Source organism: Methylophilus sp., from assembly GCF_052437885.1.
Taxonomy (GTDB): domain Bacteria; phylum Pseudomonadota; class Gammaproteobacteria; order Burkholderiales; family Methylophilaceae; genus Methylophilus.
Genome location: NZ_JBQVPB010000002.1, coordinates 314,171 through 332,088, shown reverse-complemented (window position 1 = coordinate 332,088; position 17,918 = coordinate 314,171). Strand labels below are relative to the sequence as shown.

At 51.0% G+C, this 17,918-nt stretch carries 17 protein-coding genes; 8 read left to right on the top strand and 9 right to left on the bottom strand.

Annotated elements, in window-relative coordinates; translation table 11 throughout:
- Positions 1 to 346 precede the first annotated feature (346 nt).
- The gene (locus ACT6RZ_RS03375; protein WP_444700773.1) at positions 347 to 673 is read right to left on the bottom strand and encodes a cupin domain-containing protein; all 327 of its coding nucleotides are present in this window, start codon (positions 671 to 673) and stop codon (positions 347 to 349) included.
- A 115-nt stretch (positions 674 to 788) separates the two neighbouring features.
- Between ACT6RZ_RS03375 and ACT6RZ_RS03370 the strand changes: the two genes are divergently transcribed.
- Both ACT6RZ_RS03370 and ACT6RZ_RS03365 read left to right on the top strand, forming a co-directional pair.
- Positions 789 to 1,736 (top strand): L-threonylcarbamoyladenylate synthase, encoded by a 948-nt coding sequence (locus ACT6RZ_RS03370; protein ID WP_444700772.1) that lies wholly within the window; start codon positions 789 to 791, stop codon positions 1,734 to 1,736.
- Positions 1,737 to 1,887: 151 nt separating this feature from the next.
- A complete protein-coding gene (locus tag ACT6RZ_RS03365) occupies positions 1,888 to 2,175 on the top strand; it encodes a hypothetical protein (protein WP_444700771.1) in 288 nt (95 codons plus the stop codon).
- Between the two features lie 28 nt (positions 2,176 to 2,203).
- Here ACT6RZ_RS03365 and ACT6RZ_RS03360 read toward each other — a convergent pair whose 3' ends face one another.
- From ACT6RZ_RS03360 to ACT6RZ_RS03350, 3 genes are all read right to left on the bottom strand, one after another.
- Positions 2,204 to 2,830 (bottom strand): hypothetical protein, encoded by a 627-nt coding sequence (locus ACT6RZ_RS03360; protein ID WP_444700770.1) that lies wholly within the window; start codon positions 2,828 to 2,830, stop codon positions 2,204 to 2,206.
- Between the two features lie 105 nt (positions 2,831 to 2,935).
- The gene (gene ssb, locus ACT6RZ_RS03355; protein ID WP_444700769.1) at positions 2,936 to 3,457 is read right to left on the bottom strand and encodes a single-stranded DNA-binding protein; all 522 of its coding nucleotides are present in this window, start codon (positions 3,455 to 3,457) and stop codon (positions 2,936 to 2,938) included.
- 5 nt (positions 3,458 to 3,462) lie between these two features.
- Positions 3,463 to 4,863, bottom strand: coding sequence for an MFS transporter (locus ACT6RZ_RS03350; RefSeq protein ID WP_444700768.1), 1,401 nt, complete (start codon positions 4,861 to 4,863; stop codon positions 3,463 to 3,465).
- A gap of 99 nt (positions 4,864 to 4,962) precedes the next feature.
- On the opposite strand from ACT6RZ_RS03350, the gene uvrA reads away from it, so the two are divergent.
- Positions 4,963 to 7,797, top strand: coding sequence for an excinuclease ABC subunit UvrA (uvrA, locus tag ACT6RZ_RS03345; protein WP_444700767.1), 2,835 nt, complete (start codon positions 4,963 to 4,965; stop codon positions 7,795 to 7,797).
- 122 nt (positions 7,798 to 7,919) lie between these two features.
- On the opposite strand, the gene mtgA is transcribed toward uvrA, so the two are convergent.
- From mtgA to ACT6RZ_RS03330, 3 genes are read right to left on the bottom strand one after another with little or no spacing between them, the layout of a single operon-like run.
- Positions 7,920 to 8,606, bottom strand: coding sequence for a monofunctional biosynthetic peptidoglycan transglycosylase (gene mtgA, locus ACT6RZ_RS03340; RefSeq protein WP_444700766.1), 687 nt, complete (start codon positions 8,604 to 8,606; stop codon positions 7,920 to 7,922).
- 29 nt (positions 8,607 to 8,635) lie between these two features.
- Positions 8,636 to 9,460, bottom strand: a complete 825-nt coding sequence (gene aroE / locus ACT6RZ_RS03335) for a shikimate dehydrogenase (protein ID WP_444700765.1) — start codon at positions 9,458 to 9,460, stop codon at positions 8,636 to 8,638.
- Positions 9,461 to 9,488: 28 nt separating this feature from the next.
- Positions 9,489 to 9,938 carry a rhodanese-like domain-containing protein gene (locus ACT6RZ_RS03330; RefSeq protein ID WP_444700764.1) on the bottom strand — a complete coding sequence of 150 codons (450 nt, stop codon included), beginning with the start codon at positions 9,936 to 9,938 and terminating at the stop codon, positions 9,489 to 9,491.
- A gap of 346 nt (positions 9,939 to 10,284) precedes the next feature.
- Here ACT6RZ_RS03330 and glnA point away from each other — a divergent pair, with 346 nt between their 5' ends.
- The 4 genes from glnA to ntrC all read left to right on the top strand — a co-directional run bounded on the left by glnA (position 10,285) and on the right by ntrC (position 15,014).
- Positions 10,285 to 11,694: a type I glutamate--ammonia ligase gene (glnA, locus tag ACT6RZ_RS03325; protein ID WP_442585210.1), complete on the top strand. Its 1,410-nt coding sequence runs from the start codon at positions 10,285 to 10,287 to the stop codon at positions 11,692 to 11,694.
- Between the two features lie 139 nt (positions 11,695 to 11,833).
- On the top strand, positions 11,834 to 12,325 hold the full coding sequence (locus ACT6RZ_RS03320) for a DUF4124 domain-containing protein (protein WP_444700763.1): 492 nt from the start codon (positions 11,834 to 11,836) through the stop codon (positions 12,323 to 12,325).
- A gap of 108 nt (positions 12,326 to 12,433) precedes the next feature.
- Positions 12,434 to 13,528 (top strand): nitrogen regulation protein NR(II), encoded by a 1,095-nt coding sequence (gene glnL / locus ACT6RZ_RS03315; RefSeq protein ID WP_444700762.1) that lies wholly within the window; start codon positions 12,434 to 12,436, stop codon positions 13,526 to 13,528.
- Positions 13,529 to 13,622: 94 nt separating this feature from the next.
- Positions 13,623 to 15,014, top strand: coding sequence for a nitrogen regulation protein NR(I) (gene ntrC / locus ACT6RZ_RS03310; RefSeq protein ID WP_444700761.1), 1,392 nt, complete (start codon positions 13,623 to 13,625; stop codon positions 15,012 to 15,014).
- A 3-nt stretch (positions 15,015 to 15,017) separates the two neighbouring features.
- Here ntrC and ACT6RZ_RS03305 read toward each other — a convergent pair whose 3' ends face one another.
- Together ACT6RZ_RS03305 and ACT6RZ_RS03300 are read right to left on the bottom strand one after the other, a co-directional pair.
- A complete protein-coding gene (locus ACT6RZ_RS03305) occupies positions 15,018 to 15,692 on the bottom strand; it encodes a DUF6445 family protein (protein WP_444700760.1) in 675 nt (224 codons plus the stop codon).
- 117 nt (positions 15,693 to 15,809) lie between these two features.
- Positions 15,810 to 17,051, bottom strand: coding sequence for a porin (locus ACT6RZ_RS03300; protein WP_444700780.1), 1,242 nt, complete (start codon positions 17,049 to 17,051; stop codon positions 15,810 to 15,812).
- Positions 17,052 to 17,423: 372 nt separating this feature from the next.
- Between ACT6RZ_RS03300 and ACT6RZ_RS03295 the strand changes: the two genes are divergently transcribed.
- A complete protein-coding gene (locus ACT6RZ_RS03295; RefSeq protein WP_444700759.1) occupies positions 17,424 to 17,912 on the top strand; it encodes a hypothetical protein in 489 nt (162 codons plus the stop codon).
- The last annotated feature ends 6 nt before the right edge of the window (positions 17,913 to 17,918 follow it).

Genomic DNA, 17,918 nt, shown 5'->3' with positions numbered 1-17,918 from the left:
TTACTTTATACCTCTTTCGAGGCGGTATTCGTTTCGCTTAATTTCTCAAATTCATTTCAAGGTATGTGTGTCAAAAACACTGTACATACTTGTCATAAATCTAAGTGTAAAGCATTTGTATTTTCTGAGGCTTCTACGCATTAAATGCGCTTCACCCAACTACAAACACCCACACTTATCAGTCATCCTAATTTTTAAAGAACAGTCAGCTTCTAAGCCGTTTCGTTAACGTTGTTTCGTAACGAGGTCCGCATTATATAGAGCTTAGCTTTGGGGTCAACCCTTATTTTTCCATTTTTACAATTTTGTTACAAATTACTAGATTCGGCCTTTAAAGTGCCTGCTATCAAGCCAGTTTCAATGCTGCTTTCAGGCGCTTCCATGCCTGGGTCAGCGCATTGCCATCCAGGCGGTAATGTTTGTGCAGCGGTTGTTTGACTTCCCACTTCACTTTTAATCCGGCAGGGAATATGACGAAATCACCTTTGCCAAAAGACACAGCGATGCCGCCTATGGGGGTCACTACGCATTCACCTTCTAATATATAAGCCTGCTCTTCTTCATGGAATACCCAATCAAAGACGGAGACTTCTTTTTGCCAGGTGGGCCATTTGGAAACACCGAGGCTGTTTAATTGTGTTTCGGCAGGATTATGTTGAACTTGAATTTGCATGATGAAATCCCCTGATATGTATCGTTAGCTAAAACGCGCATTTTATAGGAAGCCGCTATGCAGCTGTGAAGTTGTTCAGTAGTAAAATAGCTTTTTTGTACTTTTAGAGTGTGCGATGCGCGTATCCCTGACCAAGGCGATTGAACTGTTAAAGCAGGGCGAAGTGGTCGCTATCCCGACCGAAACGGTCTATGGGCTGGCGGCGGACGCGCGCAATGCGCAGGCGATCGCCAGGATATATGCCACTAAAGAGCGGCCTGCGAATAATCCGCTGATCGTGCATATTGCGGACGCTGACCAGGTAGTAGTCTGGGCGAGTGAGTTTTCACCTTTGGCACAAAAGCTGGCGCAGGCATTTTGGCCCGGACCGTTTACTCTGGTGCTACCTGCGCTCGCAGAGGTCAGCTCTGCGGTGCGCGCAGGAGAACCTACGGTGGCCTTGCGCGTGCCTGCTCACCCGCTTACACGACAATTATTGCGTGAGAGCGGGTTAGGGCTGGCCGCACCTTCTGCCAATAAGTACACACAATTGAGCCCGACCACGGCGGCACATGTGGAATCCGGCCTGGGGGGTGACATCCCCGTCCTGGACGGTGGCGCGTGCCAGGTAGGTATAGAATCCACCATTGTCAGCGTTTTGGGTGATCGCTGGCAATTACTGCGCCCCGGCATGATCTCTGAAGCATCAGTTGCATTAGCTGCAGGTTCACCAGCCAGCCAGGCAACGCTTGCTGAAACACCCAAGGCGCCAGGACAGCATCTGTTACATTACTCACCACGCACCCGCTGCCTGCTGTTCGATTCGCGCCAGGCAGTTTATGACTATGCAGCAAAGGCAGATGATGCCGTAGCCTTATTGCTGGGCGAAAAAGACCTCACTGGCATGCGGAATATCACCCTGCCAGCAGACCCGGCGCTGGCCGCCGAACAGCTGTATGCCGCATTGCATACTTTAGATGCATGGCAGGCGGCAGTCATACTGATCGAGTCGCCTCCGGATACAGCAGACTGGGCTGCGGTGAAAGACAGGCTACAGCGCGCCGCTTACCAGGCACCGGCGTAAAAAGATTGAGTCTGCCAACCATGACTGGCACAATGCTAGCCATTCACCCTTTTCAATGACATCAGAACACCCATACATAATGAAGAACGCTTATCACTTTTTAATCCTGGCTGCAGTTTCAGCTTTATTGTTTGGCTGCAAAAGTTTTGAAATGCCACGCGTATTTGAAAAAGGCACCCGGGAAACGCCACGCTACGGCAAAGACGCCGTTCATTACCAGTGTGAGAACTACCAGTCGTTTGGCCTAAAGCTTTCGGAAAACAAGGAAGATGCCTGGGTCATGCTGCCTGACCATGAAGTAGGGCTGGTCAGAGACGCGAACGACAAGCAGCTGTATCATTACGGCACCATGGATCTGCGCCTGAATGGTGACCAGACCACGCTGGATGATAGCGACCACTTACACCTCAAAGGCTGCAAGCCACCTGCTACAAACTAGCTGGCTTTTGATTTAAACATCTACAAGGTCAGCAGTTGAAATCCTCCGCTCGCTGACTCGGATATTTGCCACGGATGCGCTGGATAATGGTTTGCAGTGTCTGCTGTATCAGTTGCTGTGTAGCCGCCTGATTCAATACCGATACCTGTGTCGCCCCGGCGGGCAGCTGTTTCTGCAAGCTTTGCAACTGGCAGGCTACCTGCGCAACCGATTTATCATCCACATGCGTCGGGATCTCGTATTCATTCTTGCCACCATAGGCATGAAACAGCAACGTTTCCAGCCCCACTACCAGCGCCAGAATACGGTCGCCCGTATACTCGGGGTCAAAGACCAATGCGATCGCTTCGGCTTGCTGGGTACGCCGGATCGCATCGAATTTCCAGCCAGCTTTGCCATCAAACACCCACTCTGTCATTTCGCGCGCGCCCACCTGGGTACTTTTGGCAAGCTCTTCAGGATGTAACTCGTACAGCGTTTGCATCAATGTGCGCAAATCATCCGTATGCTGGCTCATCACCTGTTTTGGCGTTTGCGCCTGGCTAGCCGGGGCGACTGCCTGCGTCTTCTTTGCAGCTTGCGCCTGCGCATGACTGACCACCACAGAGCATATCATCAGCACACTGGCCGATAGCAATACTCCCCACCCATTCATGCCACAATCGTGTTTCATACCCAGCCAGCCTCTCATCTCAAATCAGTCAACAATAAAAAAGCCCGAAAGAATCGGGCTTTAGATGCTATCGCGTAATCGGCTCAATTAGAATGGGATATCGTCATCAAAATCGTCAAAATTGCCTGCGGGCTTGCTGGCTGCAGGTTGGCTAAAGGCATTACGGTTGCCGCCAGCGTTCGCGCCGGCTGCTGGTTGGCGGGCAGGCGCCTGGTTGTAATTATCCGAGCCACTGCTTTGGTCCATGTCACCACCATCATAAGAGGTGCTGCCACCATCGCGGCCTGAGCCCAGCATTTGCATCTGGTCGGCGACGATTTCGGTGGTGTAGCGGGTGACGCCATCTTTTTCCCACTTGCGGGTTTGCAGGCGGCCCTCAATGTAGACCGGGCGGCCTTTTTTCAGGTATTCACCAGCGATCTCGGCCAGTTTGCGATAAATCACAATGTTGTGCCATTCGGTTTTTTCCTGCTTGACGCCGGATTTGTCTTTCCAGTTTTCAGTCGTTGCGATACTGAAGTTGGCGACGGCTTCGCCGTTCGGCATAAAGCGTACTTCGGGGTCGCGCCCCAGATTGCCCATCAAAATAACCTTGTTTACTGACGCCATAATGACTAGCTCCCTATCCTGTTCATGATTGCTTGCGACAATGTCGCCTGAAATTCTTTGCTGCGCTGATTCTCTAACTTTACCATGAGCATGGTTTCCGATGGAATGGCAACCACTTCATAGACGCCTTCCATCGCACGCACATCGTGCGCCAACTGCGCGGCCTGCTCGTCATTATACCCTTGAATATTGAACATTTTTGTCTTCACGCTAGGGGGCGGTTGCATGCCTAGCGCCAGGCCCAGCCAAACCAGCATGGCGATCGCACAGATCAAAAAAACGGCGCCACCGGCATTGCTGCCAAAATAATTCGATAAGCAGCCACCCATGGCGGCGCCCAGGAACATGCCGAACGATTGTGCAGTATTGTGCACGCCCATGGCCGTGCCCTTGGCGGCGACCGGCGCCATTTTAGAGATCAATGAGGGCAGGGTGGCTTCGAGGATATTGAACGCCAGGAAATAACTGAATAAGGCGAGCACGATGCCGGTCAACGAATTCAGACTGAAAATAAAAGCAATCTGCGTGAGCATCATCAGGCCAACCGCACTGACGAATACCGGTTTTAGCTTGGCTTTTTTTTCTGCATAGATGATCACCGGCACCATGAGCAGAAAAGACACCAGCAACACCGGCAGGTATATCTTCCAGTGCAGGTTTTCATTGAGCCCGGTGCTGTGTTTAATGGCGAACGGCACCACCATGAACATGGCCATCTGCGCCCCGTGCAAACAGAAAGTACCGAAATTCAGGCGTAACAACTGCGTGTCTTTCAGCACTTCACGCATCCTGGCGGGCACGGCTTGCGCATCGGAATGCACATGCACATTGACTGGTGGCGGCACACCGAATTTCACCACGGCGATGGCGACTATCGACAATGCTGCCATCAGCCAGAACATGCCTGGCACACCTATATACTGGTTGAGCACCGGCCCCAGCACCAGCGAAACGGCAAAGGTCAGGCCTATGGTCGCGCCTATCATGGCCATGGCTTGCGTGCGGTGTTCTTCACGCGTGGAGTCAGCCACCAGCGCGGTAATGACGGCAGAGATCGCCCCGGCTCCCTGGATGGCACGTCCAAAGATCACCATATAGATATCAGTGGCGGTGGCGGCGAACAGGCTGCCGATCGCGAACAGTATCAGGCCGACGTAAATCAGTTTTTTGCGGCCAAAACGGTCAGAGGCAATGCCAAACGGCAATTGAAAAATCACCTGCATAAAGCCATAGGCACCCAGCGCCAGACCGATCAGGGTATGGTTGCTGCCACCTTCGAGTTTTTCAGCATAAATGGCAAAGATAGGCAGAATTAAAAACATGCCAAGCATGCGCAAGCCGTAGATGGAAGCGAGTGCGACGGTCGCACGTGTTTCCAGTCGGGTCATTTTTTCAGAGAACTGCATGGCTATAGTGATAAGAAACGTTGGGGCCGGAAGAAACTTTGGCTTAATTCAGAATAATTGCGTATATTATCAGGTTGGCTGTCTGTTCGTGAAAGTATCATGGAATTTATCAAAATTCGCGGGGCGCGCACCCACAATCTGAAGAACATCAATCTGGATATTCCACGCAACCAGTTAGTGGTTGTCACTGGGCTCTCAGGTTCAGGGAAATCCTCACTTGCCTTCGATACCCTGTATGCAGAAGGGCAGCGTAGGTACGTCGAAAGTTTATCAGCCTATGCCCGCCAGTTTCTGGCGCGCATGGACAAGCCGGATGTAGACTTGATCGAAGGCTTGTCGCCGGCGATCTCCATAGAACAAAAGTCCACTTCGCATAACCCGCGCTCTACCGTAGGCACGGTCACCGAGATTCACGATTATCTGCGCCTGTTGTTCGCGCGTGCCGGTGACCCGGAATGCCCGGACCACGGCATCAAACTGGAAGCGCAAACTGTCAGCCAGATGGTGGACAGCATCCTCAAATTGCCTGAAGACACCAAGCTGATGATACTAGCGCCGGTGGTTTCCAATCGCAAGGGCGAGCAGCTGGATCTGTTTGATACGCTGAAGGCGCAAGGTTTTGTGCGCCTGCGCATAGACGGCAAAGTCTATGAGATGGATGAGTTGCCCCAGCTGGCCAAAACCACCAAACACAGTGTAGATGTGGTGGTTGACCGCCTGAAAGTGCGCGAAGACATGAAGCAGCGCATTGCCGAGTCCCTGGAAACGGCTTTGCGACTGGCAGACGGCAAAGTGATCGCCCAGGAAATGGATGACGAAAAAGAGCATTTATTCTCAGCCAAATTCTCCTGCCCGGTATGTGATTATTCGCTGGCAGAACTGGAACCACGCCTGTTCAGCTTTAATAACCCTATGGGCGCCTGCCCCAAATGCGATGGCCTGGGTAACGTCACCTTTTTTGACCCCAAACGCGTCGTTGCTTTTCCGCACTTATCTTTAGCCAGTGGCGCGATCAAAGGCTGGGATAAACGCAACCAGTTTTATTTCCAGATGCTCGCCAGTCTGAGCCAGCACTATGCTTTTGACCTGGAAGCGCCGTTTGAGAGTTTGACGGAAGAAGTGCAGCAAACCCTGTTATTCGGTTCCGGCCGCGAGCAGGTGACATTCAAGTACCTGAATGAACGCGGCACTTTTTTCAGCAAATCACATACCTTTGAAGGCATTATCAATAACCTGCAGCGCCGTTATCGCGAGAGCGATTCCAGCGCCGTGCGTGATGAGCTGGCTAAATACATCAATGCCACCAGCTGCCCGGAATGCGCCGGCACGCGCTTGCGTAAAGAAGCGCGCCACGTCAAAGTGGGTGACAGGAATATCCACCAGATCTGTGAAGTACCGCTCAAACAGGCGCTCAATTTTTTTGAAAGCCTGCAACTCAGCGGCCAGAAACTGGCGATTGCAGAGAAGATCGTCAAAGAGATCGAAAACCGCCTAAAATTCCTCACCAATGTCGGCCTGGATTATCTATCGCTATCGCGCTCGGCTGAAACCCTGTCTGGCGGTGAAGCGCAACGTATACGGCTGGCTTCGCAGATAGGCAGTGGCCTGACTGGCGTGATGTATGTGCTGGATGAACCCTCGATAGGCCTGCACCAGCGCGACAATGACAGACTGCTGGAAACGCTGAAGCGTTTACGTGACCTGGGCAATAGCGTGATCGTGGTTGAGCATGACCAGGACGCGATCTTGCTGGCCGACTTTATTGTGGATATCGGCCCGGGAGCCGGCGAACATGGTGGCAGGATAGTCTCGTTCGGCACCGCCGCCGAGATCCAAGCCGACCCCAATTCATTGACCGGGCAATATATCAGCGGCAAAAAACAGATCACCTTCAAGTTGCCACGCACGCAACCTGATCCGGCGCGCATGGTGAAACTGAATGGCACTACGGGCAACAATCTGAAAAATGTCAGTATTGAAATCCCGGTTGGCCTGCTGACTTGCGTTACCGGCGTGTCTGGTAGCGGCAAATCGACCTTGATTAACGATACGCTTTACCGAGCTGTTGCGGCCCACTTATATGGTAGCACCACCGAGCCAGCGCCTTATCAGGGCATTGAAGGCATGGAGTTTTTTGACAAGGTGGTGGATGTAGACCAGAGCCCTATCGGCCGTACACCACGCTCCAATCCGGCGACCTATACCGGCCTGTTCACCCCTATCCGTGATCTGTTTGCCAGCGTGCCTGACAGTCGTGCGCGTGGTTATGGCCCGGGCCGTTACTCGTTCAACGTCAAAGGCGGCCGCTGCGAAGCCTGCCAGGGCGACGGGGTGCTGCGTGTAGAAATGCACTTTTTGCCGGATGTGTATGTGCCGTGCGATGTATGTAAAGGCCACCGCTACAACCGCGAGACCCTGGAGATCCAGTTCAAGGGAAAGAATATTCGCGAAGTGCTGGAAATGACGGTAGAACAGGCGCACCAGTTCTTTAATGCGCAACCTGTGATAGAGCGCAAACTCAAAACCTTGCTCGATGTGGGCCTGGGCTATATCACTTTGGGGCAATCGGCCACCACGCTTTCAGGCGGTGAAGCGCAACGCGTGAAACTGTCACTGGAATTAAGCAAACGCGACACCGGCCGCACTCTGTATATTCTGGACGAACCCACCACAGGCCTGCACTTTGCTGATATTCAGCTGTTGCTGGACGTGATCCATCGCTTGCGTGATGCGGGTAACACTGTGGTGATCATTGAGCATAATCTGGATGTGATCAAAACAGCAGACTGGCTGATCGACATGGGGCCGGAAGGCGGCGATGGTGGTGGTATGGTAGTCGGTGTCGGCACACCTGAGACACTGGCAAAAAATACGGCCAGTTATACCGGCCGTTACCTTACACCCTTGTTAAAACATCTCGCTGTAAAGAGCTAAGGTCAACATGCAACCTTTCCCGGTTGTGCGGCGCTGCGTCTCATAAAGGACGCATACAAAGATTCAGACCCTTATTGTATGTGCGCCAGCCTGCCGTTGATTGCTTGAACAAAGGCTTAAAATCAGGGTAGTTTGACCAATCGCATGCGCGCCTGAATCGTGGATGCATGTCGGTTTAAAAAGCGCGTGCTGCGATGTTTGTCATAAAAACGGGGGTTGGGGATCATGGCAGCCAGGCGCGCCGCTTCTGCGGGGCCCAACGCGCGGGCGCTGGCATGAAAGTAATGCCTGGCCGCTGCCTCTGCGCCAAACACACCATCACCCCACTCAATCACGTTCAGGTAGATCTCCAGTATCCGGCGCTTGCTCATTATGCTTTCCAGCATAAAGGTGATGATGGCCTCCTGCACTTTACGCCACGGCGTGCGATGCCCTGACAGAAACAGATTCTTGGCCAGCTGCTGGCTAATGGTTGAACCACCGGCCACTATCCTGCCTTTTTTCAGATTTTTTTCAAATGCACTTTCTATCCCGTTCCAGTCAAAGCCACGGTGCTCGGTAAACCTGCTGTCTTCAGCCGCAATGACTGCGCGCTTTAAATGTGGGCTGATGCGTGCATAAGCCACCCACTGCTGCTGCAAGCTGGCCTTGGGCTTTGCTTCCTGCATCGCTTCCAGCCTGGCCTCCATAAACGCGCTTGAATCAGGATTATGATCTATCCACCACAGTATATGTAACAGTACCCAGATCTGGTAAAGGAACACCCACAGCAACAGAAAGCCGAACAGCAGTTTGATGGTGCGTTTCATGATGTAAATGCCGGGTCGTGGTTAAGTGATCAGGATAGGCGTAACGACTGGATCACGGGTGCAGTCTCGGGGCGCACGCCATGCCACAGGTAAAAGGCTTCGGCAGCCTGCTCGACCAGCATGCCCAGGCCATCGGCCACTTGCGCTCCGGCCGCATGCGCCTGCTGCATAAACGGCGTTTCACGCCCATACATCATGTCGTAGGCCAGGCTGTGGGCGTAAAAAATCGCATGGCTGATCGGCAAGGCTTCAGCTTGCAATCCGGCGGAGGTGGCATTGATCACCACATCATAACCTTCGGATAATTCAGCAAAAGTTTTCACTTCCAGGCTGACCTGGTGCAATTGTGCATCTGCCTCAAATCGCCCGGCCATGGCTTGCGCCTTTTCCAGGCTGCGGTTGGCTAAGGTCAGCACGGCTGGTTGTTGTGCCAATAGCGGCAAAATGACACCTTGAGCGGCACCACCTGCGCCCAGCAATAATACTTTCTGGCCATCAATCGTACGCTGCCAATGTTTGAGGATATCATTGACCAGGCCGCAGCCATCGGTGTTATCACCACTGATGAGCCCACCATGAAAGCTTAAGGTATTGACTGCGCCGGCAGCAGTTGCCCGCTCTGAAAGCGCCTGACTGATGGCAAACGCTTCAAACTTGAATGGCACGGTCACATTGCCCCCCTGATAGCCCTCTAGTTGTAACTGGCTGATTGTTGCAGCAAAGCCATCCAGCGGTGCCAGTCGTTTCTCGTAGGTAATTGTTTTACCCATTTGTCTGGCAAATGCCTGGTGTATCAACGGCGATTTACTGTGTGCTATCGGATTTCCGATCACTGCGAATTTTTCAGTGCTCATGTGCTTTTATCAATTGGGCCGGTGTTTATCAGTTAGTCCACGGCAATCCGGCGTGTTTCCAGCCGTTGATCAGCGTGCGCTGCTTGTGCTCGTTGGCATCGCCTTCAAAGCCTTGCAACATATTGTAAGCGTTGCCGTAGCCTAGCTGCTGTGCCAGCAGGGCGGCGTTGTGACTGCGACCACCAGTACGACACATGAACACGATGGTGCTCTGTTTATCGACCTGCGCCTGTAACTGGGCTGCAAAATCAGGGTTAGCCACCATGCCCGGGTAAAAGGCCCACTCGATATGTGTCGCTAGCGGCACACGACCGACCAGTTCCAGCTCTGCACGCGAGCGTACATCCACCAGTACCACTGACTGGCCTTCATTCACCAGTTGATAAGTTTCTTCTGGTGTAAGCGCCCCGGCGTAGGACAAGTTATTTTGCGTGCCGCGTGCCTGGGCACTGCCTAAAATATTTTCTACATTACTCAATGTGACACCTTTAGTATTGATAGGACGAGAGAAAGTAGCGAGTATACCTTTGAATGCTGACGCTAGCGTGCATGCACTATTTTTGTGCCTTATTTGTTGCAATGCACACAAATGGTGCTCGGCGTTATTACTATTTTATGCAGGTTACCTATAAACCACGTAAAATGCATATTTTTGGGTGGCATGCTTCCTGCTAATATTACACTCTGAGATTTAGCGGGATTCAGTATGAAGCAGAATCCCAAATCATTATGTGTATTTGCCCACGTTCCGGGACATCCGCAACATGTCCCGTTTTTTGTGTGTGCAACTTAAAATTTAGACCTTGCTCATTGAGGAGAATGTAATGTCCGTTGCAAACGTAATGAAATTGGTTGCCGAGAATGACATCAAATTTGTCGATTTCCGTTTTACCGACACCAGAGGTAAAGAGCAGCACGTGACCGTGCCAGTTTCTCACTTCGACGAAGATAAATTTACCGAAGGTCATGCATTTGACGGTTCCTCCATCGCTGGGTGGAAAGGCATTCAGGCATCTGACATGCAACTGATGCCTGATGCAAACACTGCATTCATCGACCCGTTTTTTGACGAGCCGACACTGGTGCTGACTTGCGATGTGGTCGACCCTACTGATGGTAAAGGTTATGACCGCGACCCTCGCAGCCTGGCTAAACGTGCAGAAGCCTATCTGAAATCCAGCGGCCTGGGCGACACAGCTTACTTTGGTCCTGAGCCAGAGTTCTTCATTTTTGACAGCGTGCAATGGGATGCCACCATGGGTGGTAGTTTCGTTAAAATCAACTCCGAAGAAGCAGCCTGGTCATCAGGTGAAAAATTCGAAGGCGGCAATACCGGCCACCGTCCAGGCGTCAAAGGCGGTTATTTCCCGGTACCACCAGTCGATTCATTGCACGACATCCGTTCTGCCATGGTATTGACCCTGGAAGAGCTGGGCGTGCCAGTTGAAGTGCACCACCATGAAGTGGCGACTGCCGGCCAATGTGAGATCGGTACTAAATTCGCCACGTTGACACAACGTGCGGACTGGACGCAGATTCTTAAGTACGTAGTGACCAACACCGCGCATGCTTACGGCAAAACTGCAACGTTTATGCCTAAGCCGATGTTTGGCGATAACGGTTCTGGCATGCACGTACACCAATCCGTATGGAAAGATGGCAAGAACCTGTTTGCAGGCAATGGCTATGCCGGTCTGAGCGATTTCGCCCTTTACTACATCGGCGGCATCATCAAACATGCGCGCGCATTGAATGCGATCACCAACCCAGGCACTAACTCATACAAGCGTCTGGTACCGCATTACGAAGCGCCGGTAAAACTGGCTTACTCTGCCAAGAACCGTTCTGCTGCTATCCGTATCCCATTTGTGCATTCAGATAAAGCTCGCCGTGTTGAAGCGCGTTTCCCTGACCCGATCGCTAACCCATACCTGGCGTTTTCAGCCTTGCTGATGGCTGGCCTGGATGGTGTACAGAACAAGATTCACCCAGGTGAGCCAGCGACTAAAGACTTATACCATCTGCCACCAGAAGAAGATGCACTGATCCCAACCGTGTGTTCTTCACTGGAACAAGCACTTGAGTATCTGGATAAAGACCGCGAATTCCTGACACGCGGTGGTGTTTTCACTGACGACTGGATTGATTCTTACATTGCATTGAAAATGGAAGAAGTCACTAAATTGCGTCAGACACCTCACCCTGTTGAGTTCGGCCTGTATTACTCATGCTAATTTACTCCTGCTAACCGCAAGAGTACGCACCAAAACAGGGCAGCTTAGGCTGCCCTGTTTTTTTATCGCCATCGCCAGGGTCAACCATTTAGATTTTAGGCACGTTGATAAGCATCACAATCTACTCTAAACTGTTGCCATGAAAAGACTTTTTTACTTTATTGCCACGCTGCTGGCAGCTAGCCCAAGTCTTGCGGATATTTATAAATATACCGACAGCAACGGTGTCACCACTTATACCAACATCAGGCCAGATGGCAAACAGAAGCCCGAATTGATCATCAGCGGCCCCAGGGAAAACGAAGCGCCGCCCGCAGCGCGCGAAAAAAAGCCTAGCGCAAAAACGCCTACCCCTAACAACTTTCCCAAAGTGGATAACCAGGTACAGACACAACGCGATAACAAACGGCGTGAGATCCTGATGACTGAATTAGATCAGGAAAAACAAGCACTTGAGAATGCCCACCTGCTTTATGAAGAAGCAAAGAACACCCCTGAAGTCTACAGGGGAGCCAATGGGAAAACCTTCAGGAATGTGGCCAAATACGAAGAAAAACTGCGCATTATTGAAGCTGAGATCCAGGCGCACGAACGCAATATCCAGCTGCTGAACAAAGAGTTAACTCACTAAATGCACCATTTTGGGAATTTTTAATTTGCAATGAGATAAATAATATAGAATTGGCTTGGCTTTTGCTTTAAAACAGGGCGTCATCACTTATTTTAACAAGCTAAGGATATGGTTCAGATATCTCCCAAAGGGTTTAACGGGTTAGAGCATATTGCCACTGCGGTGATATTGCTGAATACCCAGCTCGAAGTCACCTATGCCAATTCGAGCGCTGAGACTTTATTCGCCCTTAGCGCCAACCAGATCCACGGCCTGCACATTCATGATGTGTTTGTGAATTGCGAGATCCTGCAAATGGCGGTAACCAATGCCATTCAAACCCAGGGGCCTTTCCGCGAACACGAGTTCACCTTGACCACCCAGCGCGGGCATACCACCGCAGTCACCTGCACGGTGACGCCGATCTCAACCAGCATCAACCAGACAGCTGAAGACATGCTTATTCTGGAGTTTGTACAAATGGATCAGCAATTGCGTATCGCCAGGGAAGAACGCATGCTGATACAGCAACAGGCCAATTCCGAGCTTTTGCGCAACCTGGCCCATGAGATCCGCAACCCTTTAGGCGGCCTGCGCGGCGCGGCGCAGTTACTTGAATTTGAATTGCCGCAACCCAGCCTGAAAGAATATACCCAGGTCATCATCAAAGAAGCTGACCGTCTGCATAGCCTGATGGACCGCTTGCTGGTGCCGCATCGCGTGCCCAAATACGAACCAACCAATATCCATGAGGTGCTTGAGCGGGTGCGTAGCTTGCTGCTGGCAGAGTCGCCCAACAATATCAGAGTGATACGTGACTATGACACCAGCCTGCCTGAGCTGATCGGTGACCGCGAAAAGCTGATACAGGCGGTGCTGAATATCGCCCGCAATGCGGCGCAAGCCATGCAGCAGAATCATACTAAAGATGCCAGCATCACCTTCCGCACCCGTGCGGAGCGTCAGATCACCCTGGCCAGAAAACGTTACCGGGTCGGCATACATCTGGAGATCATAGATAACGGCCCCGGCATTCCGGCCGATATCAAAGAACGCATTTTTTACCCGCTGGTCTCCGGCAGGGAAGGTGGCACTGGCCTGGGCCTGGCACTTGCACAAACCTTTATCACCCAGCACCACGGCATGATCGATTGTGACTCACAACCGGGTAAAACTATTTTCCATATTTTATTGCCTATTGAAAGCACGTTATTTAAATCATAAGCATGAGATTTTTGCAGGCAAAGTGGATACCGCGCTTTACAGCAGCTAACTCACCCAATATCAATCAAACAGCAGTAACTCAAAGAGAAATGCCATGAAGCCAATCTGGATCTTAGATGACGACAAATCAATCCGCTGGGTATTTGAAAAAGCCCTAGCCCGCACCGATTTTGAATTTAAAACCTTCTCCTCACCCGCGGAAGCGCTCAATGCCCTTAACCGTGAACAACCACAGGTGATCGTCAGTGACATCCGCATGCCCAATGGCTCAGGGCTGGACTTTTTATCCGAGGTCAAGCAGCGCTACCCCGAGATTCCGGTCATTATCATGACCGCTTACTCTGACCTGGAGAGTGCTGTAGCAGCGTTTCAGGGCGGGGCGTTTGAATATCTGGCCAAGCCTTTTGATGTGGACCAGGCGATCGAGATCATCAAACGCGCAGTCGATGAGAGCATGCGGCAAGCCGTTGAAAAAGTTGAAGATAACGAACCAACACCAGAAATCATCGGCCAGGCCCCAGCCATGCAGGAAGTATTTCGCGCCATTGGCCGCCTGAGCCGTTCGCACTCGACTGTGTTGATCAACGGCGAATCCGGCAGTGGTAAAGAGCTGGTCGCCAGTGCGTTGCACAGGCATAGCCCGCGTGCTGACAAACCATTTATCGCCATCAATACCGCAGCCATCCCCAAAGACTTGCTGGAATCAGAACTGTTCGGCCACGAACGTGGCGCATTTACCGGCGCTGCCGCCGCCAGGAGAGGGCGTTTTGAACAAGCCGATACCGGCACCCTTTTTCTGGATGAGATCGGCGATATGCCGGCAGACTTGCAAACCAGGCTGTTGCGCGTGCTTTCTGATGGCCAGTTTTACCGGGTTGGCGGCCACCAGCCGATCAAGGTCAATGTACGTGTCATTGCCGCGACCCACCAGGACCTGGAAGAGCGCGTCAAACAAGGCCTGTTCCGCGAAGACCTGTTCCATAGACTGAACGTTATTCGCCTGCGCTTGCCACCTTTACGTGAGCGCAGGGAGGACATTCCTTTCCTGACCAAACACTTTTTGGTACATAGCGCCCAACAACTCGGCGTAGAGCCAAAACAGCTTTCTCCCGCCGCCCTCAAATATCTGATGTCGGTAAACTGGAGCGGCAACGTCAGACAACTTGAGAACGTCTGTCACTGGCTGACAGTGATGGCGCCTGGGCAGAACGTCGACGTAAATGATTTACCACCAGAATTAAAAGAAGACTCGAGCAAGCATAATAGTGGTGGCTCCTGGCAAGAAGCACTCGCCCAGGAAGTCACCGACGCGCTCAACCGTGGCGAGACCAATATCCTGGATGCAAAAACCAAAGAGTTTGAGCGTATTTTGATCACGCGCGCCCTGGCTCACACCGATGGCCGCCGTATCGAAGCCGCCAACCAGCTGGGCATGGGGCGCAACACGCTCACCCGCAAAATCCAGGAGTTGGGGATAGATGATTAAGCATTAGATTTTGATCTGCTGGCTGCGCCAGATCGGAAAAGAACTGTGCTTCTGTGCATCTATGCTGCTGACAAAAAACACCTGTGCCAGCCGGGAATCTTTCAGGGTTTTGCCAAAAAAGTTGTTGGCAGCATGAAAGTGCCGGCCTTCGTACAAGATCAAAGTGTTATAAACGTTGTTGATACGCACGATCTCATCGAACATAGCGTGATAGCTGGTATCCATCGCAATAGTCCCGGCAGCGAATCTTTTATCGTTGTCTTTCAATGCCTTTTCATACGCAGCCTGATCAAACTGTTTATTCGGCCTGAACAACGACGTCCCCGCGTCCAAGGGCGCATCTGGGCTGAGATATAGCACAGCCGCAAAGACTGTATTGCCATCGGTATGGATCACACCCCTGCCGTAATCTTCACTGACACTCTGAAAGTTTGTAGCAATCGCCCAGCGCATGTGTTCATATTCAGAATTATGAAATAACGAGACTATTTTGTGATTCACCTTATCGAATAAAGGCCTGTTGATCACGGATAAGTCTTTAGTGCGCGCACCAGGAAAAACATAAGGCAGCTCTTTTAATTGATGGCGATATTGATACTTTTGGCTCAATGCAAATGTACGTACTGCATCAGGATCTTCGTAAAAATTTTCAACGATCGTAACTGGATACAAATTCATGATTTACCGTTTCTAGCTGATGGACATGCATAAAGCGCCGAAAATAGATAAAAAAACGGCAACCGAAGTTGCCGTTTTTTACTGACTTTAATTTACGCAGAAAAATCTGCAATTAAACTAGAAGAACAGGATAGCGCCCAATGAAATGGTTTTTGCTTTACCTTCCAGGTCAGCAGCAGCACGTTGGTCCAACTCACGCTTGGATTGTGAGTATTCAGCAACCAGGTTCAAGTGCTTGGTCAGTGGGTGGTAAGCACCAACTACCCACAATGAATCTTGCACTTCGCTGAATGTATCGCTGCTGTTACCGTCTAAAGTAGAACGACCGTAGCTAACACCCAGTTTAGTACCTACGCCTGGCAAGGCATAAGTTGCTTGTGTGTACCACTGATCAGATTCACGTCTGTTGCCGTTAGCATCCAAACCACCGTTGAATTGCAGAGTTTGGCCGATACCTTCGCCCTTACCGTAGTAACCTGTCAAGCCGAAGCCAGCCAAGTTAATTGTAGTACCAACGTCCCATGCAAATGCTCTTTCCTTACCGCCAGCAGTTGTGTTTGGTACTACGCCTAATGCATTAGCAGTGCCATTACCTACACCAGAGATGTTTTGTGTGATTGCAGATGCCCAAACTTTACCAGCAACATCACCTGTCCACTCGTAAGAAGCTTTAGCTTCGTACGCAGATTGTGAACCTGAACGGTCAGTACTACCTGCGCCACCCAATGCTGCAACTGCGTTCCAGCCTTGTGTTACACCAGCTGTGAATTGGAAACCATTCCAGTTTGGTGATGTGTAAGCGATTTGTGATTTCCAGTCAGCATACATGTAACCAGCACCGATACGACCCAGTGTAGTTGTGTTGCCTGACAGGCTACCAGCACCAGAACCTACGCCCAGCAATGTCATGTCGTTCAGGATTGCGTCTGAACCGTAGATACCCAAGTCTTTACCGACTTTGATAGAACCCCATGAAGCATCACCGAATGTCAAGAATGCCTGACGGTTTTCTTGTTGTGAACCTTGGAAACCAGAGTTGTTTGTTGAAGCACCTGGGTTGATGCTGATTGTGAAACCAACATCCAGATCGTTCTGACGTGTTTTACCAGAAACGCTCAGGTAGTTTGGCAACAAGCCAGTAGTAATGTTGTTTTGTGAACTAGCATCACCAGCACCCAGGCCCAGAGGACCAGCACCAGCACCAGTGTCACCAGAGAATTTAGTTGTTGTGTAGAAAGCATTAACTACACCACCGATGTCCAGTGTCCAGTCACCAGCTGGGATAACGATACCAGCTTGAGCGCCAGTAGTAGCAGCGAACAGAGCTGCTGCAACTGCAACGTTTAATTTTGTATTCATACGAATCTCCAAAAATGTTGTTTTTACAACTTGTGTAAGGATATTGCTTTTGGCCGGATGATTTAAAAACACCCTGACCTCCAGTAACTCCCTCGGAATCGCTGTGCATTTCCAAGAAGGTCAGTGCAATTTTTGCAAAATGCGGCTGTATGGCGCAAGTGAATACGTCAAATTGCTTAGTCCAACTTGAGATTGTTGTAGATTTGCAACAGTTTCGCGTCATATGTTGAAGAGTAGACGAGGGCGGCCTGTATTTGCTCAAGCTTTTCACACTGCCTTTATTAGGTAGTTTCTGCTAGCATAGCGGTGGCTTTCTTGATTCATCGCACTTCAAAGCCATATTCAATCATTATAAATATATAGAGGCTTCTCATGATTTCCGATATTCAGTTATGTAGTCGATTCATAGATACATTAGACTGGATCTGCCAGGTGCTGGTCAGGCACGCTGATGACTTTAATATCGCTTTGGTAAAAATCGCCTATGGCGATGACAACAGCCTGGGAGAGGCTTACGGTGCGCCCGAGGCATTGCGCCAGCTCTCATCGTTGACGCATGACTTGCAGAATTCATTCAGGAAATCCGATCTGGTCGGACGCGAAGGCACGGATTTCTGGATATTGTTTCCTTATACACGCGTGACAGACAATGTTTACGATAAATTGATGGATGTATTACAGGGCTCTGCGCATAACAACCTGAATATCGTCCAACGTGAGGTCGCGATCTTTGAACTGCCGGTCATTTATCAGAAAGCCGACATCAAGCCTGAAGACGGGCTGGCATTATTGCAATACGCAAAAGCCAACCAGGCAGAATTAGCCAGCCATATCTTCCGCCTGGAGAGCGTTGAGTCTTGACTGGGA

Bases quoted from the DNA above. Each gene is read 5' to 3' on its own strand.
- ACT6RZ_RS03375 (WP_444700773.1), bottom strand. From the start codon at position 673: ATGCAAATTCAAGTTCAACATAATCCTGCCGAAACACAATTAAACAGC.
- ACT6RZ_RS03370 (WP_444700772.1), top strand. From the start codon at position 789: ATGCGCGTATCCCTGACCAAGGCGATTGAACTGTTAAAGCAGGGCGAA.
- ACT6RZ_RS03365 (WP_444700771.1), top strand. From the start codon at position 1,888: ATGCCACGCGTATTTGAAAAAGGCACCCGGGAAACGCCACGCTACGGC.
- ACT6RZ_RS03360 (WP_444700770.1), bottom strand. From the start codon at position 2,830: ATGAATGGGTGGGGAGTATTGCTATCGGCCAGTGTGCTGATGATATGC.
- ssb (WP_444700769.1), bottom strand. From the start codon at position 3,457: ATGGCGTCAGTAAACAAGGTTATTTTGATGGGCAATCTGGGGCGCGAC.
- ACT6RZ_RS03350 (WP_444700768.1), bottom strand. From the start codon at position 4,863: ATGCAGTTCTCTGAAAAAATGACCCGACTGGAAACACGTGCGACCGTC.
- uvrA (WP_444700767.1), top strand. From the start codon at position 4,963: ATGGAATTTATCAAAATTCGCGGGGCGCGCACCCACAATCTGAAGAAC.
- mtgA (WP_444700766.1), bottom strand. From the start codon at position 8,606: ATGAAACGCACCATCAAACTGCTGTTCGGCTTTCTGTTGCTGTGGGTG.
- aroE (WP_444700765.1), bottom strand. From the start codon at position 9,460: ATGAGCACTGAAAAATTCGCAGTGATCGGAAATCCGATAGCACACAGT.
- glnA (WP_442585210.1), top strand. From the start codon at position 10,285: ATGTCCGTTGCAAACGTAATGAAATTGGTTGCCGAGAATGACATCAAA.
- ACT6RZ_RS03320 (WP_444700763.1), top strand. From the start codon at position 11,834: ATGAAAAGACTTTTTTACTTTATTGCCACGCTGCTGGCAGCTAGCCCA.
- glnL (WP_444700762.1), top strand. From the start codon at position 12,434: ATGGTTCAGATATCTCCCAAAGGGTTTAACGGGTTAGAGCATATTGCC.
- ntrC (WP_444700761.1), top strand. From the start codon at position 13,623: ATGAAGCCAATCTGGATCTTAGATGACGACAAATCAATCCGCTGGGTA.
- ACT6RZ_RS03305 (WP_444700760.1), bottom strand. From the start codon at position 15,692: ATGAATTTGTATCCAGTTACGATCGTTGAAAATTTTTACGAAGATCCT.
- ACT6RZ_RS03300 (WP_444700780.1), bottom strand. From the start codon at position 17,051: ATGAATACAAAATTAAACGTTGCAGTTGCAGCAGCTCTGTTCGCTGCT.
- ACT6RZ_RS03295 (WP_444700759.1), top strand. From the start codon at position 17,424: ATGATTTCCGATATTCAGTTATGTAGTCGATTCATAGATACATTAGAC.